Consider the following 18,675-nt stretch of genomic DNA (forward strand, 5'->3'; position numbering starts at 1 on the left):
AGTAATTTTCATATGATAAAAAATTATTTACGTAAGATGTTAAGGTCAGTAGTTTGTTTTTTACTGTCACTTTATTTCTTTTTAGAAATTGATGGATTGTTTTGGGTGGCTTTGCTTATTTTAGGGGTATTTTTTGTTGGGGTAGATATTTTTCATATGGATAAAAGCTTACACAAAGATGAGGTGAGGTCAGCTTCAATGCCTAGTTTTGAGTACGGTGTCCTTGGTCAATATATTATTGACTCTACATATTCCTATGGGATGTTCATTGAGCTTTTAGGACGTCCTGTTTTTATAGATGTTAAAAAGGATGGATGTCTTTCCCGTCGGGAAGAGTATGCTAAATTTTTGTACGAGCATATAGGCGAGTTAGAAGCTAACTTAAGGAAGTTCTGTAGGGGGGGGGTAGGGTTTGATTCTAAATTTATTGACTATATAGGTCTTCATTCTCCACAGATGGAAGAAGGTGAGGTATTTTGGAGTCCAGAAGGTTACACGAAACTCTATGGATTAGATTTTAAAAATAGTTAGATGTGGTGTTCGCCGGAAGGTTGTGAAGTGAGCTACTGGTGATTAGGTATGCTTTGGGCGGAATAGTCCTAATAAAGAATTTAACACATTAAGTGAGATTCGATTATAGCTGGTGATTTCTCGATCTTTAAGACAGTATCCATTAAATACAATGTATAATTATGTGTTCTTATTGGATGGTAGTATGTTAATGGATGGATCGCTTTGGCTTCCCTTTGGGCATTTCTTTTATACTCCGATAAATGAGTCTGTTTTAAGTGACCTAAATCTTAGGTTGGAGTTGATTTTCTAAAGTTTATATAGCGGAAATAAAATATGTTTCGAAGTTGGGGGGAGTGGGCAATATTTTGGTGTTGCATTTTTGTTACACCACTGGTTGCAGTAGCCCAAGAAGAGTCGCTCTGTGCAGAAGTGCGTATTGAAATATTGCAGGAGCTGACACTTGAGCGTCAGGGCTTTGAAGCGATTATGCGTATTACCAATAGCCTGGATACCTTTGCGATTGAGGATATCGCAATCACGGTGGATTTTGCCGATGATGAGGGTAATCAGGTCACTGCAACCTCCGACAGTTCTGCCAGTGATGCAGAGTTTTTTATTCGTATTGACGATACCCAGAATATTGGTTCTTTGGTTGTGGCAGAGGATGGCATAGTTACCGATGGAGAGATCAACGCGGGCAGTGTAGGGGAGTTTTGTTGGTTGATTGTTCCCACTGCCAATGCTGCCGAGCAAACCGATAACGGCGAACTATTTTTTGTCGGTGCTACCTTGTCATATTCCTACGGGGGCAAGGATGAAGTGGTGCAGGTCGCACATGATTCTATTGTGGTAAAGCCCCAATCTTTATTGGCCCTGGATTACTTCATTACTTAGCAGGTTGTTGATAGAGGTGGTCGCTAGTTAAATCAAAATATTACTGGTTGTCTAAAAACGTACGGCTAATAAAGGATGGATTGCTAATTGAGCTGATACTTTAGCTGGTCTGGGGAAAAGAATATGGCAGATAGGTATGGCAAAGCCTCTGAGAGAGCTTCAAAAAAATATGAATAGAGGTCCATTGACGAGAGAGAAAAATAGACAATATTGCAAGAATAAAGCGTCATCCCTACGTCTTAATGGAATTTCTATGGGGGATTACGGGATATTTGATTGGTGTAGTGAGTGAATGAATAGGCGGATGGTGTAAGAGATAAAGTGCGAAGTAATAAAAACATAGGACTAGGCCGATAGTTGTCTGATTTAAGTTTCTGGAAATGTGGACGAGTAATATATGCTTCCTGGGTTACCTGTAAAAAAAAGATTTAATTGGTTCGGTTGTGTCCTGGCGTTAACCCTTATGGTAGCTTTTGCTGAATTTGCTTGGGGTATTGTTTCACCTTTGGTAAAGACTGTATTCTGTGATTTAGATAGTTCTGTCCCAGGAGTAATCACATCTTCTAAAGGTTACCATCGTCGTGGTGAAACTCATTATTCTTTTGGGTATGGGTATTTTGTTGGTGGGCTGTATTATACCTCAGAGGCAAGGGCCCACTCTGCTTGGCGGGAGGATGTTGATACAATCATGTCAAGCTATCCAGTTGATGGTGAGGTGTTGGTTTATTACGATAAAGAGCGACCATCTTGCTCCTCTATAGAGGTTGAGGAGCCAGGGTTCTTATCATTTTTTTATCTTTTTATATGCATTGGTCTTCCACTTTTTATTTTTTATGGTTTTTATATTGTTTGATTATTTTGGGTGGTTTTTAAGTTGGAGATGTAGTGAGTCTTGAGGTGTAAAGGTAGTTGTAAGGTTCTTGCATTTTTTTGATCTTTATGCTGGTTGATTTTTAAGGTTGGGGTATGAGTTGACTATTAGGGATCTATATCTAGTTGAGGATGCAAAGATTCCGATGGGTGGAAATTATATAGTTGTTGGTGCTCGATTTTTATGGGGTTGTACTCGGTGTTGGATTGAGGTTTTATTCGTTAAAAATGGAAATAAGTTACAAAATCCCAATGGGTTACATAAAGCTTATCTTACTTGGTTCTTTTGTAATGGTGCTCGGAAGTTTTGGGTACCTTGGTGACTCTTTTAATCAAACAAGAAGCATTAACGTACTGTCACTCTGGTGCTTCTTCGGTTCTGTTGCCTATTTTTTGATGGTAAGTCCACGTAACCGTAAAGTCATCGCAAATGATGCTGGTGTTTATGTACCTAGTATTTTCCTACCTTTTACTTCGGATGCCAGCTGTAAATGGGATGATATTCTGGATTACAGTTTTAACTATAAAGCTCATTATCCCGCTCTAGTGCTTCACACTTCTCATGGTGATATAAAAATATATAGTTTTCTCTGCTTTAGGGATGGTGAGTTAGATATACTTGCTTCAGATTTTTTGGAGTTAAAGGAATATATAGTAAATAAGTTGTCTGATGCTAATGATAGTATGGATGCTAATGATGTGCCTATTAAAATAAATAAAGATGCTCGCTCTTATAGTAAGGCTGATAAAAACGACTTGGGTTTTTGATTTTATAAAAATACCTTAAATTTAAGGTGATACCTGGAAATATTGAGTATGTTACAAGGTTGGGGGAAATGGGCTGCAGTTTGGTGTTGTACTCTTACTACACCCTTGGTTGCAGTAGCCCAAGAAGAGTCGCTCTGTGCAGAAGTGCGTATTGAAATACTGCAGGAGCTGACACTTGAGCGTCAGGGCTTTGAAGCCATTATGCGGATTACCAATAGCCTGGATACCTTTGCGATTGAGGATATCGCAATCACGGTGGATTTTGCCGATGATGAGGGGAATCAGGTCACTGCAACCTCCGATAGTTCTGCCAGCGATGCCGAGTTCTTTATTCGTGTTGACGATACCCAGAATATTGGTTCTTTGGTTACGGCAGAGGATGGCACAGTTACCGATGGAGAGATCAGCGCGGGCAATGTCGGGGAATTTCGTTGGTTGATTGTTCCCACCGCCAATGCTGCTGGGCAAACTGATAACGGCGAACTATTTTTTGTCGGCGCTACTTTGTCATATTCTTACGGGGGTAAGGATGAAGTGGTGCAGGTTGCACCAGATTCTATTGTGGTAAAACCCCAACCTCTATTGACCTTGGATTACTTCCTCACTGAGCAGGTTGTAGGTGATGATGCCTTTACCACAGAAATCGAGCCCCCTGAGCCTTATACCCTTGGCGTGCGTGTCGATAATAACGGTTATGGCACTGCACGTTCAGTCAATATCGAATCTGCCCAGCCCCAAATTGTGGATAACGAACAAGGCTTGGCGATCGATTTTGCGATTACTAATAGCTTTGTGGAAAACGAGCCACAAAGCCCCAGCCTGTTGATTAATTTTGGTGATATCACTCCTCAGGGAATGAAGGCTGGGCGCTGGGTGATGGAGTCCTCTCTGTCCGGTCAGTTCACTAGCTTTGAGGCCAGCTTTACCCACGCTGATGAGTTGGGCGGAGAGTTGACCTCGCTGATCGATGCTACCAATGCACACTTGTTACTTAAAGATGTACAGGTGGACTTACCGGGGCGTGATAACGTTCTAGACTATCTGGCCTATACCGCTGATAGCAGTCTTGCGGTGTATGAGAGTGAAAATACCGGTGTTGATCTGGCCCTGTGTCGTAGTTGTGCGGAGGTGGATACGCTTTCCTACACTTTGGGTTCTGAAAATGATGGAACCCGTAGTTTAACTGGTGCTGCCGGCGAGGGCTTTGGTTATATCCAGGTCAGTGACCCCTATGCTGGAGAGAAAGTATTACAGCGTGTTGTGGGCGAGGATGGCCGCGAGTTAAATAAAAATAATTACTGGTTATCCAAAAAGCGTGCGGCTAATAAAGTGGACTTTGATTACTTTATCAATGTCTTTGACTATGAGGGTGCAGATAGTTATACCCTACACTTTACCGACTCTGCTGCGCTGCCCCAGGCGCCGGTGATTCAAGCAATTTTAGACCGAACCGGTCATGAAGGAGGGCAGGTCGGGTTCCTGGTGCAATCCTCCGATCCCAATGGCACAGTGCCACAACTCTCTAGCAGCAGCTTGCCCTCTGGGGCTATTTTCACCGATGGCGGCGATGGTACGGGTATATTTCGTTGGGAACCGGCAGTTGGTCAGGCTGGCAATTATGTTGTTTCCTTTGCAGCTAGTGATGGTGCTCTCTCTAGTTCTCGTGCGGTTAACCTGAAAATAAACCCCTCTTCTGATACGGATGGCGATGGCCTAGATGATGCCTGGGAGATGGAGCACTTCGGTAACCTGGATCGGGATGGTAGTGGCGATTACGATGAAGACGGCCGCAGCGATGCGGAAGAGGAGGACGTGGGCAGTGACCCCACTGTGCCAGAGGTAGCCCCTGGCGCGCCCCAGTTGGTTAGCCCGGTATTTGATGCTGAAGTACTTGCTGGTGCTGCGGAATTGTTACCGGTACTTACCCTCAGCAATGGTGAGCATGCGGCGGATTTAAGTGTTGCTTATGAGTTTGAAGTCTATGCTGATGAGGCGATGTTAATTAAAGTAGCCAGTGCTACTTTGGAAGAGAGCGTCGATACTACGGCATGGGCGGTGGGTGCTGATGACTTGGTTTCCGGCCAGGTATTTCTCGATAACAGCCTTTATTATTGGCGTGCCCGTGCAATTACCCTTGTGGATGCCGAAAGCGGAGATGTCTCGGTCGCATCCAATTGGGAGGCGAGCCGCTTTTTTATCAATACAGTTAACGATGCTCCCACTATACCGGCAATCAATGCACCCCAGTTGGATGGAATTGTTGCTGAAATCCTTCCTGAGTTGATTGTGGCTCACGCTTTCGATGTGGACCGGGATACTTTGACTTATGGTTTTGATCTTTTCCATGAGTCCGATCTGGATAATCCCAGTGCCCAGGTTTCCGGTCTGCTGCCCGGTGGTAATTTCCAGACTAGCTGGCAGGTACCCAATCCCTTAATTGAAGACAATGCTTATGTTTGGCGGGCTTGGGTAGAAGATGAGCATGGTTTGCGCACTGAAAGTGATTTGGGTTCCTTCCTTGTTAGTACATTAAACGATGCGCCTATAGCGCCCGCTGTAGTGTCTCCCAATGGTGCCTTATCGAGCTGGCTTGATAATAATGGTGTAGAGCTACGTTTAACTAACGGGAGCGATCCAGAGGGGCAGTCGCTTACTTACTACTTTGAGTTGGACACTCTGGCGAGCTTTGACAGTGATAGCAAAGTGGTTTCAGGCACAATTGCAGAAGGGCAGCTGGAGACATCCTGGATAGCTGAAGGTCTGCAAGAGGATATTACTTATTACTGGCGCGCTAAAGCCAGCGATGGCGAGGTAGAGACTAGTTGGGTAACTGCCAGCTTTAGTGTAGATACCGATAACACGGCACCGCCAACTCCGAGCTTGCAAAATCCTGGTTCTGCTGCGGTAGTAGAGAGCCTGCGTCCTCTGTTTGAAGTTAACCCAGTCACTGATGCCGATGGCGATAGCGTACAGTATCGCTTTGAAGTCTACTCCGATGCGGATTTGACTCTGTTAGTGGCAAGCCAGGTTCAGGCGTCTACCCAGTGGACCCCCGTGTTTGATTTCAATGACAACAGCCACTATTACTGGCGTGCTCAGGCTGAGGACAGCAAGGGGGAGGCTAGTGACTGGAGTGCGGCCAATACTTTCTTTATTAATGAGAACGGGGTTAACGATGCTCCGCAAATATCCCTGGTATTGCCGGCGAGTGATATAACCGTCAGCGAAGCTGAATTACTTATTCAGTGGCAGGACAGTGATCCCGACAGCGATGCAGATATTGCCCTTTATTACTTGTATGAAGGTGGCGGTAGAACCCTGATCGCTGATGGTTTCGGTGAGGATGAGGATGGCGACTCCGATCAGTACCGTTGGGATGTTTCTAATTTATTAGCTGGTAGTTATAGCCTGGAGCTGGAAATTACCGATGGAGAAAATACGGTAACAACCAGTGGTTGCTGCACCATTCAAGTTCCTGAGCGGGAAAGTCACATTACGGTGCAGGCACTTACAGACCTTGAAACCGATGAAGCGGGTACTAGTATCGCTGTGCTTGAGGTTAGCCTGGATCAGGCCCTGGCGGCAGATACCAGTTTGACTTTGAATCTTGGGGTCTCTGATGATTCTGAGGCGGCAATTCTTGGTAATAACTATCTCCAGTTTACCGCAGATAATTGGCAGACTCCGCAGCTGATCCAACTGGTGGGATTGGATGACTGCTCTGTGGATGGGGATATGGCTTACAGCTTGGTATTCCAACCAGTACAGAGTAATGATAATGCCTACAGCGGCCAGTTATTGGACAGTGTGAGCCTGCTCAACCTGGATAATGAAACAACTGGGCAGGTTCTGTTTATTTGTGATTATTCCCTGGAAAGCCAGGTACCGGTTAATGATGGGGCAGAACTGGAATCCAGCTATCGGGCACGTTTGGATAATCTGGGTGGAGGCTTGGAGGACGCCAGTGCAAGTCTAAGTTTGCTCGATTCTCCCGATTTAAATTACAGCGCGTCGATTGTCAGTGGTGCAACTCTAACTTTTGCCGATATCGGATCTGATGGTAGCGCATTCAGTAATGAGCTGTTAGTTATTCGCCATACCGCAGGGCAACCCTTGGATTTTTCCAAGTTTGTCTGGGATATTGTTGCCGGTGAGTCGCAAACTACCTTGGAAGGTACCGATAGTAATAACACATTACAGGGTACCGATACCGCCGATCGAATCGATGGTAAGGGGGGTAACGACACAATTCATGGTGGTGACGGTGATGATGTCATTATCGGTGGTAGTGGTGCCGATACGCTTTATGGTGAGGGTGGTAACGATATCTTCCTGGTAGAGGGTAATGATGGCAGTGCAGATCGCTTTAATGGTGGTGAAGGCTTTGACCAGGTATTAGGGGGCACTGGGGATGACAGCATCCGGATTAGTGTCTTCAGTGGTGAAAATACGGTTGAGCGAATTGATGGTGCCGCTGGCTATAACGTAATTTATGGCACCACCTCGAATAACACCTTGGATTTTTCCAATACCGAGTTGCTGAATATCGACTTTATTGATGGTCTCGGCGGTAACGATACTATTTATGGTAGTTCCGCCAGCGATAAGATAATCGGTAACAGTGGTAGCGATAGCCTGTACGGTAATGCTGGCGATGATATTTTTTATATCAGCGGCTTGGATTCCGGTTCTGATCGTGTGAATGGTGGTACTGGCTTTGATCAGGTTATCGGTAGCGATAGCGATGACTGGTTCCGCTTTAGTGTGTTCAGTGGTGATGCGCGAGTAGAGGCGATTGATGGTGCTGAAGGTAATAACTGGATTTTAGGCACTTCATCTAACAATACTTTAGATTTCCGCGATGTGAGCTTAATCAATATTGCACGTCTGGATGCGGAGGCCGGGAACGATACGCTTTACGGTTCTAATGTAGCCGATGAAATTGTCGGTGGTCTTGGTAGTGACCGTCTTTATGGTGAAGGCGGTGACGATCGCTTTTTACTAACCAGTGGAGATACCGGTTTCGATGTTTATACCGGCGGTAATGGCGATGACTGGCTGCTGGGGACTTCCGGTGATGATGAATTCCGCTTTAGTGTATTTTCTGGTACTGCGACGGTAGAGGTGATTGATGGAGATGGTGGCAATAACCAGATTATAGGTAGTTCCTCCAACAATACTCTGAACTTTACCGATACCCAGCTGCTTTCCATCAATCTAATTAATGCTGCTGAAGGTAACGATGTCGTCTATGGTTCGGCAGCTGCGGATGTGATTGAAGGGGGAATTGGTTCTGATGTGCTTTATGGCAATAGTGGAGCCGATATCTTTGTGCTGACCGCCGGTGATACTGGCTTTGATCAATATCGAGGTGGTGAAGGAAGTGACCAGGTACTAGGGACCGATGGCGATGATGAAGTTCGCTTAAGTGTCTTTAGTGGTGATGCCAGGGTAGAAATTATTGATGGTGCAGGGGGCAACAACCGAATTGTCGGTTCAACTTCCAACAACACCTTGGATTTTTCTGAAGCAGAACTCAATAATATTTCTGAAATTGATGCAGGTGCTGGTAACGATACGGTTTACGGTAGCTCCGAGGCGGATCGAATTGTCGTATCGGCTGGCTCCGATAATCTATACGGTAATGCCGGTGATGATATTTTTGTCCTCAGTGGCGAAGATACCGGTTCCAACCGTATTGATGGTGGAGATGACTTTGACACTCTGCTGGCAACTTCTTCTGACGATACCATCACTTTCTCTGTATTTAGTGGGACCGCTACGGTAGAGCGGATAAATGGTGGAGCAGGCTCTAATACCATTCAGGGCACCAGCTCTAACAACACCCTGGATTTCCGCGAAACAGAGTTGATCGATATAAGTTTGATTGATGGGGCTGCAGGGAATGATGTGATTTATGGTTCCAGTGAAGTGGATATTATTGAGGGGGGTATCGGTAGCGATACACTTTATGGTGAAGCTGGAGATGATATCTTCCTGGTGACTGAAGGTGATACTGGCTCAGATTCTTATCGAGGTGGCGAAGGCCGAGATACATTAAAAGGTTCTGCATCCGACGATACATTTATTTTCAGTGTTTTCGCCGGTGATGCTTCTGTAGAAGTTATTGATGGGCAGGGCGGTATCGACACAATTGTGGGAACCAGCTCCAATAATACTTTGGATTTCTCTGAGGCGGAACTAATCGGTATTGCACAGATTGATGGCGCTGCGGGTAACGACTCCATCTATGGTACTGTTGCTGCGGATACTATTGTTGGTGGTCTGGGCAGTGATTATCTGTTTGGTGGCGATGGTGACGATACCTTTGTATTTACCAATGGGGATACAGGGTCGGATACCTATAACGGCGGTGAAGGACAAGACCGATTGCTGGGCACTGACCAGGATGATAATTTCATTTTCAATAGCTTTACTGGAACTAATGTCCTAGAGGAAATTGATGGTGATGAAGGTGAAAACCGCGTTTTAGGTACCAGTGCCAATAATATCCTGGACTTCACTGTGACCCAGTTAAAAGGTATCACTTTGATTGATGGAGCTGCGGGGAATGACACCATAAAGGGCTCTGAAGAGTCAGACCTTATTGTTGGTGGTATTGGCAGTGACTCTCTTTATGGTAATGGTGGCGATGATATTTTCCAGGTAACCTCCGGTGATACTGGCTATGACCGTTATGAAGGGGGAGAGGGTAGTGATACTTTACAAGGGACTGATGAAGATGATGAATTTCGCTTTAGCGTCTTCTCTGGTACTGCAACTGTCGAGGTAATTGATGGAAAAGAGGGGATGAATCGTATTGTGGGTAGCACTGCCAACAATACCCTGGATTTCCGCAATACCTCTTTGATTGGTATTGCTTATATCGAGGCGGGCAATGGCAATGACACCATCTATGGTTCAGTAGCTGCAGACACGATAGAAGGTGGTTACGGCAGTGATAACCTCTATGGTGAAGCGGGAAATGACCTCTTCTTATTAACTGCGGGTGACACGGGATATGACCGTTACTCCGGTGGTGAAGGCACCGATGAGATCCGAGGCTCCACTGGCGATGACTTAATTCGTTTATCAGCATACTCCGGTACGGCTACTGTGGAACTTATTGATGGGCTTGAGGGGGTCGATAAAATTCAGGGGACTACAGGTAACAACACTCTGGATTTCTCCTCCACAACACTGGACTCCATCGAAGAAATCAGTGCTGAGAAAGGCAACGATACCGTTATAGGTTCCAACGCTGCAGATACTATTCGTGGCGGTGAAGGTAATGACTCCCTGGAGGGAGGCCCAGGAGACGATAGCTATCTATTTGCCCGAGGTGACGGTACAGATGTAATTATTGATAACGGCAGCAGTAGCTCAGATGTAGTACTTTTTGAGGGGGCAATTGCTCCAGAGGATCTCTGGTTGGTAATTAATGATGAGCACTTGGATATCTATCTGCTCGCTGGGACTGAAAAGATACAGGTACGTAATTGGCAGTCGAGCGAAAGTGCGATAGAAGTATTTGCTGTGGAAACTGGTGCTCAGCTGCCATTTCAAAATGTTACCGGGCTTGCAGAGTTCATGACTGGTGTTGGTACGCCTGTAAATGGTGTTATTAATCTCAATACGGATCAGCAGGCTGAATGGAGTTCAGCGTTAGCTGATGCTTGGGAGTAATTTGTAGAAGTTGATTGGCTGTGCCTTCGGGTGCAGCCAGCTTAAAAGCTGAAGATATGGAAGAAAAGTGTATGCGGTATCCCCAGAAGAATCTGTTGCGTACTTAGCTTTAAGAGGCGCTCACTACTTAATTGAGCTGATTAGGTTAATAGTTGGTGCCAGTATTATTTATAGAAATATATACAAATTCTCTACGGCAGCAGGTGAGAGTGTTGGTGCTGTGAGGAAAGCCTGAATAGAGGCTATTTCTCTGCTTCAATAATAAATCGTTTGATTCTTACCCCAGCATCCTTTCGCATTTCCGGGTGGATTTTCTTATAGTATTTGTTCATTACCTGGTCGGCAAACTGCTCTCTTTCTGGGTGGCCTAGATGACGGAACTGGGGAGCCCATGATAGAAAGAAGGTAGTGAGCTTTTCCCAGGTTTGAAAATTTTCCACATGATAGATTTCATCGAATCTTGGTAAGTAGAAGCCTGCTTCTTCGGCATAGTTCCGCATTTCCTCTAGCGTATAGTGATTATAAGGATCGTAAAAACTTTCAAAATAGGGTTTCCATGTAGCTGTTTCCTGTTCCTCGTATACGGTCTCCCAGAAATTTTCATGATCAACCTGAAAACCACAAACTACTTTACCGTTAACTTTTAAATATTTATAAAAACTATTCCAGACTTGAGCTTGGTCCGCTACCCAGTGTAAACAACTAAAAGAAAAAATAATGTCGAATTTGCAGTCGAACTGGATTTCGTCTGCGCTCATTTGCTCGAAGGATAGGTTGGGTATATTGGCGTAATTTTTATTAGCATAACAAATCATATCCTCGGTTAGATCAATACCGATAATCCTGCCATTTGTCATACGCTCAGCTAAATAGCGGGTTACCTTGCCATCGCCACAACCCACATCAAGAATAGTGGCAGCTTGGCGATAATCGCAGCGATGTATGGCTTCCATAGCGTGGCGCCACTGCATGTCAGAGGCGTTTACGTACTCTTGAGCCTGCCACTTATCATGTCTGATAGGTTCATTCATTGGTGTGACGCCCTGAGTCTCATCGTGGATGGTGAATCAGTTTAGCCCGGATACACTTATGATCTGTGTAGCAATTTCAGTCATCGATAAATATGGCACAAGAAACTGTGCAGTTCGTAAAACCGTCATTCTGACCACCTGCCGACCGAAAGGTAAAAGTCTGGAAAAGTACTGTGAAACTCAAAGGATCTTGCCACTGCCAATCGGTTAAGTTCAGTCTGAACTCCCGGCAACCTTATCCCTTCAACCGTTGTTACTGCTCAATATGCAGAAAAACAGCTGGAGGAGGGGGCTTCGCTATTAATCTGGGGGCAGACTTCCAAACCCTGAAAGTGGAGGGCGAGGAGTTTTTGAGTGTCTATCAGGCTGAAACTGGGATTCGAAGTCGGGAAAGTAGCGGGAAGAGTCCGGCACAGCGACATTTTTGTTCAAAGTGTGGCAGTGCGTTATGGATTTGGGACCCGCGCTGGCCAGAACTGGTACACCCCTTCGCTTCTGCGATTGATTCTGAGTTGCCAGTACCGCCAGTGCGTAGCCACATGATGCTGGATTATGCTCCGAGTTGGGTGCAGCCAGATATACGGGAGGGGGACGAAATGTTTGGAAGCTACCCTGAAGAGTCCCTGGCTGAATGGCACCAGCGAAATATTCCCGATTAGGGAGGGGATAAAGAGAGGCGGGGCGAGCCTGTGGCCGCCCCGCTTCAGGTTTATGGAGTTAACCTTGCGTTTATTCTTCCGCGAGATAGAGCACCAGGTTATCCAGGAAGTTGACCAGGTCTGCCTTTTCAGTGTCACTCAGCCCAACAAACTGTTCCTTGCTGGATTCAGCTTCACCACCGTGATAGACAATCGCCTCAGTCATAGTGGTAGCGCGGCCATCGTGTAAGTAAGGTGGTGTTGAGCCAACGCCCCAGAGGTTTTCTGTAAGGAATACTGAGGCTCCCACATTGCCTTCATCAATTTCCTCGGCCATGGCTGTTCCCATATCGTGACGCTTAAGGTCACCATATAGGCGGACTATAGCCCCGCCATTTTCCGATTCCTCAAATTGCCCCAGCGTTTGTCCAGAAGGAAGCTCCTGAGGGTTATCCATGATCTCTGTGAGCAAGTTAAATTGCAGGGATTGGCTGGGTAGGCCGGCTATATCGCCTGCGGGATAAGTTTCATCGCGGTAGCTAGCGTGCTGAGAGGGCTCATAGAATACCGGCGATGCAACTTCCATCTCGGGGGAGTGGCAAGAGGCACAGCCAATGGAGCTAAATAGCTCTTCGCCATTTTCGATACTGGTAATTTCCTCATTGCTTAAGGGTAGGCCGTATGTCTCCTGCTCCTCTTCCGTTAGGGAGTCGATTACGCTGTTAAGCTCGATTTTTGTTACCGGACGGGGTTGCGCTGCGTTGTAGATAGTTAACGCGGTGATGTCACCAACACTGAGTTCGTTAGTGATCGAATCAAAGTCACTGTCCGCATCACCGACCAGTTCAGTGGCCTGCATGCCCAATTCCTGGTGTGCCGCGCCACGAACGAATGCGCGTACAAATCCGGTTAGGCCTTTCCACTCAAAGGGTCTGACTACCAGGTCAGTATCTAGGCCTTCAACGCTATCGTAGTTGACCTCATCACAGGAGACGGAGATCTCACCAAAGCTAACGCCTTTTGCGGTTAGTGCGACAGTCGTATCGGTGCCGGATGAGCAGCTCTCACTGATAGCCTCATCCCGCAGAGTGTGCAGTTGGGTAGTCATTTCTTCTGCTACCAACTGTACAGCCCCCATTCCGAACAGGTGGGGCGACTGGCGTTCGATAAATCCTCTTTGCTTGCGCTCAGGGTCCATGCGAATCACATTATCGTTAACGCCACCACCGCCATCGGCCACGGGTACGTTGTGACAACTGATACAGGAGTCACCGTTGGGGCCCGTCGTGCGGTGGGGCAAGACATTTGCCCATGCATTTGGCCCTTTCAGGTCGGGCCTTGGGAAGCTGGTAAATCTTTTGCCGTTGCCTACATTTACGCCGACCCCGTCGAGAGCGTTGTAATTCATCTCGAATAATTCATCGCCCTCCTCAAAAGCGTGAACATAGGCTTCCAAGGTATCCATGGATTCGAGATCAGATTGCTCTAAATGTCCACCCAGGTGAATTTCAATTGCCCCAGCATGCAATATCTGTACGGTATCGAAGACTTCACTAAAATCGAAAGGAGTGGTCCTTTGCTGTCTTTGGTTTTTTCTTGCGTGCTTGGGAACTCGGTTTTTATCGTGCTTGGAACCAAAGTCGGCAAGCGCTGGAGTGGCATTAAATGTTAAAGCCGATATTGCCATAGCGACAGGCAACAGGTGTTTTTTAAGTATCATCAGCTATATCTCCGGGTACTGATATTGAGCAGACGTAAGGTGAGTTCTTCTACGAAAATGCACTTGATGCGGAGACACTCGACCACTTTTCTTTTAAGCACGATTCCCCAAAAAACTGATTATCAGTTGTGCTACAAGGAAAAATTGATAGAGATCTTGGTAATAACATTTTTATCTCGCAAAGTGCATCCAGTGAAGGTTTAACAGCATCCTTGCAAGCTTCTTATAGGTAGAACTGTGCCTGTTCTGCCACTTATGGCAGGCGTCAAGACCACGGGAGATACAGTATTGCGATAGCAGATTTTAAAGCTCAGATTAACTGACCTAAAGATCTAAAATGCGATCCCGATTGTGTCGATTTTGCCCATAACCTACCGCGCTAGTACGCGGCTATGTTTTTGTTTTTCGGATTTTTTAGTTGCCGTTTCTGATAAATAAGTTCCTTTGAAAGGGTAGGTATTTGCATATTTACCTTTCGGTGACATACTTTCCTGCTTCACGGAAAGTCCCTATTCCTGGTGGTTGTGACATTAGATTTAGGAAAAAGTGCTGGTTATTAACGTTACTGAAGACAATGGATATTTTGAAAAACTTATAATTATTTTCGATTGAGAGTGAATTCCCCAATTGTGAATTCGTATTGTCTTTAGGTGACACATGGCTTGGAGGCTAATAACTTATCTGTTTGTGGAAATTTAATGTCACCTTTGTAGATAGGGTTTATGGAAACACTTCTTATCTTCGGTGCGTGCCAGTTCGTTATACCAGATCAAATTTCAGCATGCGCTTGTGAGCGTAGATACAGAGATGAAGGGTATTTGATCGCTGTCTTACTTACAGAAAGGTGCTTTGGGGGGGCGACCAATGTGAACCGTATAATTGTCAAAAAAGTTTAGCTTTATTGAAAACATGTTTGGCGTATTTTCCTTTCTAATAGAGGGATAGAGTGATCGGTCTAAAACAATGGTGTTTCCGTTCGAGTGCTCCATGTGTTTAGGCTTAAAGTAAAATTGGCGTGCTATTCATTTGAATGGCGCGATAAAGATCTTTGTCGCCATATATTTCAATATAGAAACAATGAGATAGTTCTATCATTGCGCCTGTAGGCGAGGAAGCCCCCAACTTACTATCAACTACAAAGCTGCTGAGAGATATTTTTAACGAGTGGTTCGTTTTTTCTCATTGTGGCGTACAAGGAACATGGATAGTGATATGGATTGTCACGACAATGTCACAAAAAATCGAATAAATTTGCCCGTATGGCTTCGTTTAACTGTGGCTGCTACTTTTGAATGAGGTAGGTTAATTCGAAGCTGATAAAAATATTAGTGTATTCGAATTGTATAAATTCCTAAGAGTTTTTAGGGGGTAGGGTGAGGAAAGTATTGATTTTGGGAGGTGATGGATTTTGTGGTTGGCCTACATCACTCCACCTTTCAGAGGTGGGTTATGAAGTTATTATTGTTGATAACTTATCACGGCGAAAAATTGATATTGAGCTTGAAGTTGATTCATTGACACCAATCAGGCACCTGTCTGAGCGGCTTCGTGTATGGCGTGAAGTTTCCGGTATGTCCATCAGGCATATTTATATTAACCTCGGACAGGATTTTGAGCGATTGGTCACTCTCTTAAAAGAGGAAAAACCAGACGCGATTGTACATTTTGCTGAACAGCGTGCCGCACCCTATTCGATGAAATCTGTCCGGCATAGACGTTATACACTTGATAATAACTTGAATGCTACCAATGATGTCCTGGCGGCTATAGTAGAAAGCGGATTGGATATACATTTGATTCACTTGGGTACTATGGGTGTATACGGGTATGGAACAGCTGGTCTCACTATTCCCGAAGGATATTTAAAAATCCAGGTAGAGACTGAAGGGTATTTGAGTGAACAGGAGATTCTTTACCCTAGCAATCCAGGTTCTATCTATCATATGACAAAGGCTCAGGATCAATTGTTATTTGCCTTCTATAACAAGAACGATCAGGTACGTGTCACTGATTTACACCAAGGGATCGTTTGGGGTACCCAGACCCGACAAACACAAAGGGATGAATCTCTGATTAATCGATTTGATTATGATGGTGATTATGGAACAGTCCTCAATCGATTCCTGATGCAAGCGGCGATTAATTACCCACTTACCGTTCATGGCACTGGCGGCCAGAAGCGGGCATTTATTCATATTCAGGATACCTGTCAATGTATTCAGTTAGCTATTGAAAATCCTCCAGAGATAGGCGATAGAGTCAAAATTCTGAATCAAATGACAGAGACGCATCGTATCAGGGATCTAGCAAATTTAATCTCCAACAAGACAGGGGTGGGAATTGCCTACTTGGACAACCCCAGAAAAGAGTCAGCAGAAAATGATTTGTTGGTAAATAATGACCAGCTTATCGAGATGGGGCTCAAGCCTATAACTCTGAATGATAATCTTCTCACTGAAGTTGAGGGTATTGCCAAAAAATATTCACATCGATGTGACCAAGCTAAAATCCCTTGTGTGTCGAAGTGGTGATTTTTTTATACTTCAATGGTCCTGGTTTTATATGAAATCAAGGCTGCCTGTGGAAGGTGAGGTTTAATGTCTATAGCTGAAGAGTGCAAAATATGAAGATTTTGATTGCTACGGATACTTATCCGGAGCAACTAAATGGTGTTTCCAGAGTACTGGAAAAAACTGAGAAAGAACTCATAGCAAGGGGGCACCAAGTAAAAATTGTTTCTGCTACTGATTTTACTAATTTCCCCTGGCCGGGCTATAAAGAAGTGAAAATTGCAGTATTTCCTGGTGGGAAAGCTGCCCGAATTATTGAGGATTTTTCACCGGACGCTATTCACATTATGAGTGAAGGTCCTGTGGGGTGGGCTGTTCGTGGCTACTGCAAGCGGAATAATTTGCGTTTTACGACATCTTGGCTGTCCCGTCTCTCTGAATATGTATCGATTCGCTATAAAGTTCCACTGAAGTGGTTACACGGTCTCCTTCGTCGCTTTCATAATTCCGCAGCACAAACAATGGTGACTACAGATGGTATGGCAGCGGAAGCTCGAACCTTGGGGATTGCCCGTGTCACCCGCTGGCGAAGAGGCGTAGAGTTAGAAAAATTCCACCCGGTTGAGACAAAACTTTTTGAGGGCCTAACTCGACCTATCATGCTCAATGTAGGGCGTGTTGCAGTGGAAAAATCACTGGATAAGTTTTTATCTCTTGAGTTACCGGGAACAAAAGTTATCGTGGGGGATGGTCCTCAACTCAATGAATTAAAGAGGAAGTTTCCACAGGCGGTATATCTGGGAATTAAAGAGGGTAAGGACTTAACTGAATGCTACAGCGCTGCAGATGTTTTTGTATTTCCTTCGGTAACTGACACTTTTGGTCTGGTTAATCTTGAGTCTTTAGCCTGTGGTTTGCCCGTTGCCGCCTACCCTGTGACAGGTCCGAAAGATATCATTGGTGATGCCCCCGTTGGAGCGTTGGATAGCAATCTGCAAGTGGCCATAGAAAAGGCACTATTATTGGACCGATCGGACTGTGTTACTCATGCCAGGACCTATTCCTGGGATGTGGCCACTGAGGATTTTATTTCAAGCCTGGTTCCGGTAAGTGCAGTAGAGGCTTTGCCTGTTGATGGCTAGATAAAAGCGTTGCTCGTAAAGTTCGCAAGGCTTACTTGCGAGCTGACTTGAGCAACTCAACCCAGCAGTATTTGTTAACAAATGCATAGTGTCCCAGCTGGTGCCAGCTTTGAGTTGAGCTATTTGGCATTATACTTGAGAGATATTTTGGCATTTTAATATCAATTATATCGTCGGCATCACCATAAAATATTTTGGTGGAAGTGGTGATTTCACGAGGATCAAACCCCCAATCCCAAAGCGCCATTATCATTTCAAAAAAACCCTCCCCATGCTGCGTTGCTCCGGCAGAAAATGATTCTTCAAACATTTTCTTAAGTGCCGGGTCTCGAATAAACAGTGCGGCATCAGAGGCATCTTTCTTTGCAAAGAGCTGAATATAATCTTGTATATTACTATTGGCTTGGTATGCACTTAATCGGCACAGACAACGAGTAAGAAATTGCCAACGATGGATCTTTGCGATAAGTCTGATATCCGGGTTTTTTAGCAGGTCAGTCATTCCTGGGTAGTCCAGTGGCGCAACTGGGGCTGCAAGGGCAATTTTAGAGACTCTGTGGGGAAGTTTGTTAGCGATAGAAAGTGCATGAGGGGCACCACCTGAATGGCCGACTACCGAAAATGTCTCGATATTTAGACGATTAACCAGTTCTTCGATATCCGACCCCCAATCAACCATTCGCCGGCCTCTATGGGGAGATGATCCCCCCACACCAGGTTGATCTACAGAGATGATTCTTACGCCAAGAGATATGGTAAGGTCCTTATCAGGATTACGAATTAGTCGCGAATCTGAGAAGCCATGATTGAAAAGCACAGGCCAGCCATTAGGATCACCATAGTCATCATAAGTAAGGATACGGCCGTCACTTATCTGCAAGGCAGGCATTCTGGGCGCTTCTT

Annotated in this window: 11 protein-coding genes; 8 read left to right on the forward strand and 3 right to left on the reverse strand. The window is 45.2% G+C overall.

Annotated features, from left to right (window positions below; all coding sequences use genetic code 11):
* Window positions 1–12: 12 nt before the first annotated feature.
* From ACJJI1_RS12640 to ACJJI1_RS12660, 5 genes are all read left to right on the forward strand, one after another.
* Entirely contained in the window at window positions 13–531 is a 519-nt protein-coding gene (locus tag ACJJI1_RS12640) for a hypothetical protein (RefSeq protein WP_444956867.1), read from the forward strand.
* Window positions 532–846: 315 nt separating this feature from the next.
* The gene (locus ACJJI1_RS12645; protein WP_444956868.1) at window positions 847–1,407 is read left to right on the forward strand and encodes a hypothetical protein; all 561 of its coding nucleotides are present in this window, start codon (window positions 847–849) and stop codon (window positions 1,405–1,407) included.
* Between the two features lie 397 nt (window positions 1,408–1,804).
* Window positions 1,805–2,260, forward strand: coding sequence for a DUF3592 domain-containing protein (locus ACJJI1_RS12650; RefSeq protein WP_444956869.1), 456 nt, complete (start codon window positions 1,805–1,807; stop codon window positions 2,258–2,260).
* Between the two features lie 182 nt (window positions 2,261–2,442).
* Window positions 2,443–3,045 carry a hypothetical protein gene (locus ACJJI1_RS12655; RefSeq protein WP_444956870.1) on the forward strand — a complete coding sequence of 201 codons (603 nt, stop codon included), beginning with the start codon at window positions 2,443–2,445 and terminating at the stop codon, window positions 3,043–3,045.
* Between the two features lie 48 nt (window positions 3,046–3,093).
* Window positions 3,094–10,731, forward strand: coding sequence for a hypothetical protein (locus tag ACJJI1_RS12660; protein ID WP_444956871.1), 7,638 nt, complete (start codon window positions 3,094–3,096; stop codon window positions 10,729–10,731).
* Between the two features lie 242 nt (window positions 10,732–10,973).
* Here ACJJI1_RS12660 and ACJJI1_RS12665 read toward each other — a convergent pair whose 3' ends face one another.
* Window positions 10,974–11,762, reverse strand: a complete 789-nt coding sequence (locus ACJJI1_RS12665) for a class I SAM-dependent methyltransferase (protein ID WP_444956872.1) — start codon at window positions 11,760–11,762, stop codon at window positions 10,974–10,976.
* Between the two features lie 173 nt (window positions 11,763–11,935).
* On the opposite strand from ACJJI1_RS12665, the gene ACJJI1_RS12670 reads away from it, so the two are divergent.
* Window positions 11,936–12,421: a GFA family protein gene (locus tag ACJJI1_RS12670; RefSeq protein ID WP_444956873.1), complete on the forward strand. Its 486-nt coding sequence runs from the start codon at window positions 11,936–11,938 to the stop codon at window positions 12,419–12,421.
* 70 nt (window positions 12,422–12,491) lie between these two features.
* On the opposite strand, the gene ACJJI1_RS12675 is transcribed toward ACJJI1_RS12670, so the two are convergent.
* Window positions 12,492–14,120, reverse strand: a complete 1,629-nt coding sequence (locus ACJJI1_RS12675; protein WP_444956874.1) for a di-heme oxidoredictase family protein — start codon at window positions 14,118–14,120, stop codon at window positions 12,492–12,494.
* A gap of 1,373 nt (window positions 14,121–15,493) precedes the next feature.
* Here ACJJI1_RS12675 and ACJJI1_RS12680 point away from each other — a divergent pair.
* Both ACJJI1_RS12680 and ACJJI1_RS12685 read left to right on the forward strand, forming a co-directional pair.
* Complete coding sequence (locus ACJJI1_RS12680) at window positions 15,494–16,651, forward strand: NAD-dependent epimerase/dehydratase family protein (protein ID WP_444956875.1); 1,158 nt, start codon at window positions 15,494–15,496, stop codon at window positions 16,649–16,651.
* Between the two features lie 92 nt (window positions 16,652–16,743).
* Window positions 16,744–17,772, forward strand: a complete 1,029-nt coding sequence (locus ACJJI1_RS12685) for a glycosyltransferase family 4 protein (RefSeq protein WP_444956876.1) — start codon at window positions 16,744–16,746, stop codon at window positions 17,770–17,772.
* A gap of 31 nt (window positions 17,773–17,803) precedes the next feature.
* On the opposite strand, the gene ACJJI1_RS12690 is transcribed toward ACJJI1_RS12685, so the two are convergent.
* Entirely contained in the window at window positions 17,804–18,661 is an 858-nt protein-coding gene (locus tag ACJJI1_RS12690; RefSeq protein ID WP_444956877.1) for an alpha/beta hydrolase, read from the reverse strand.
* Window positions 18,662–18,675 lie beyond the last annotated feature (14 nt).

This window comes from Microbulbifer maximicatervae (SeqCode), from assembly GCF_052467065.1.

Excerpts from the sequence above, each read along its gene's own strand:
- ACJJI1_RS12685 (WP_444956876.1), top strand. The coding sequence starts at position 16,744 with ATGAAGATTTTGATTGCTACGGATACTTATCCGGAGCAACTAAATGGT.
- ACJJI1_RS12660 (WP_444956871.1), top strand. The coding sequence starts at position 3,094 with ATGTTACAAGGTTGGGGGAAATGGGCTGCAGTTTGGTGTTGTACTCTT.
- ACJJI1_RS12640 (WP_444956867.1), top strand. The coding sequence starts at position 13 with ATGATAAAAAATTATTTACGTAAGATGTTAAGGTCAGTAGTTTGTTTT.
- ACJJI1_RS12690 (WP_444956877.1), bottom strand. The coding sequence starts at position 18,661 with ATGCCTGCCTTGCAGATAAGTGACGGCCGTATCCTTACTTATGATGAC.
- ACJJI1_RS12665 (WP_444956872.1), bottom strand. The coding sequence starts at position 11,762 with ATGAATGAACCTATCAGACATGATAAGTGGCAGGCTCAAGAGTACGTA.
- ACJJI1_RS12675 (WP_444956874.1), bottom strand. The coding sequence starts at position 14,120 with ATGATACTTAAAAAACACCTGTTGCCTGTCGCTATGGCAATATCGGCT.
- ACJJI1_RS12645 (WP_444956868.1), top strand. The coding sequence starts at position 847 with ATGTTTCGAAGTTGGGGGGAGTGGGCAATATTTTGGTGTTGCATTTTT.
- ACJJI1_RS12650 (WP_444956869.1), top strand. The coding sequence starts at position 1,805 with ATGCTTCCTGGGTTACCTGTAAAAAAAAGATTTAATTGGTTCGGTTGT.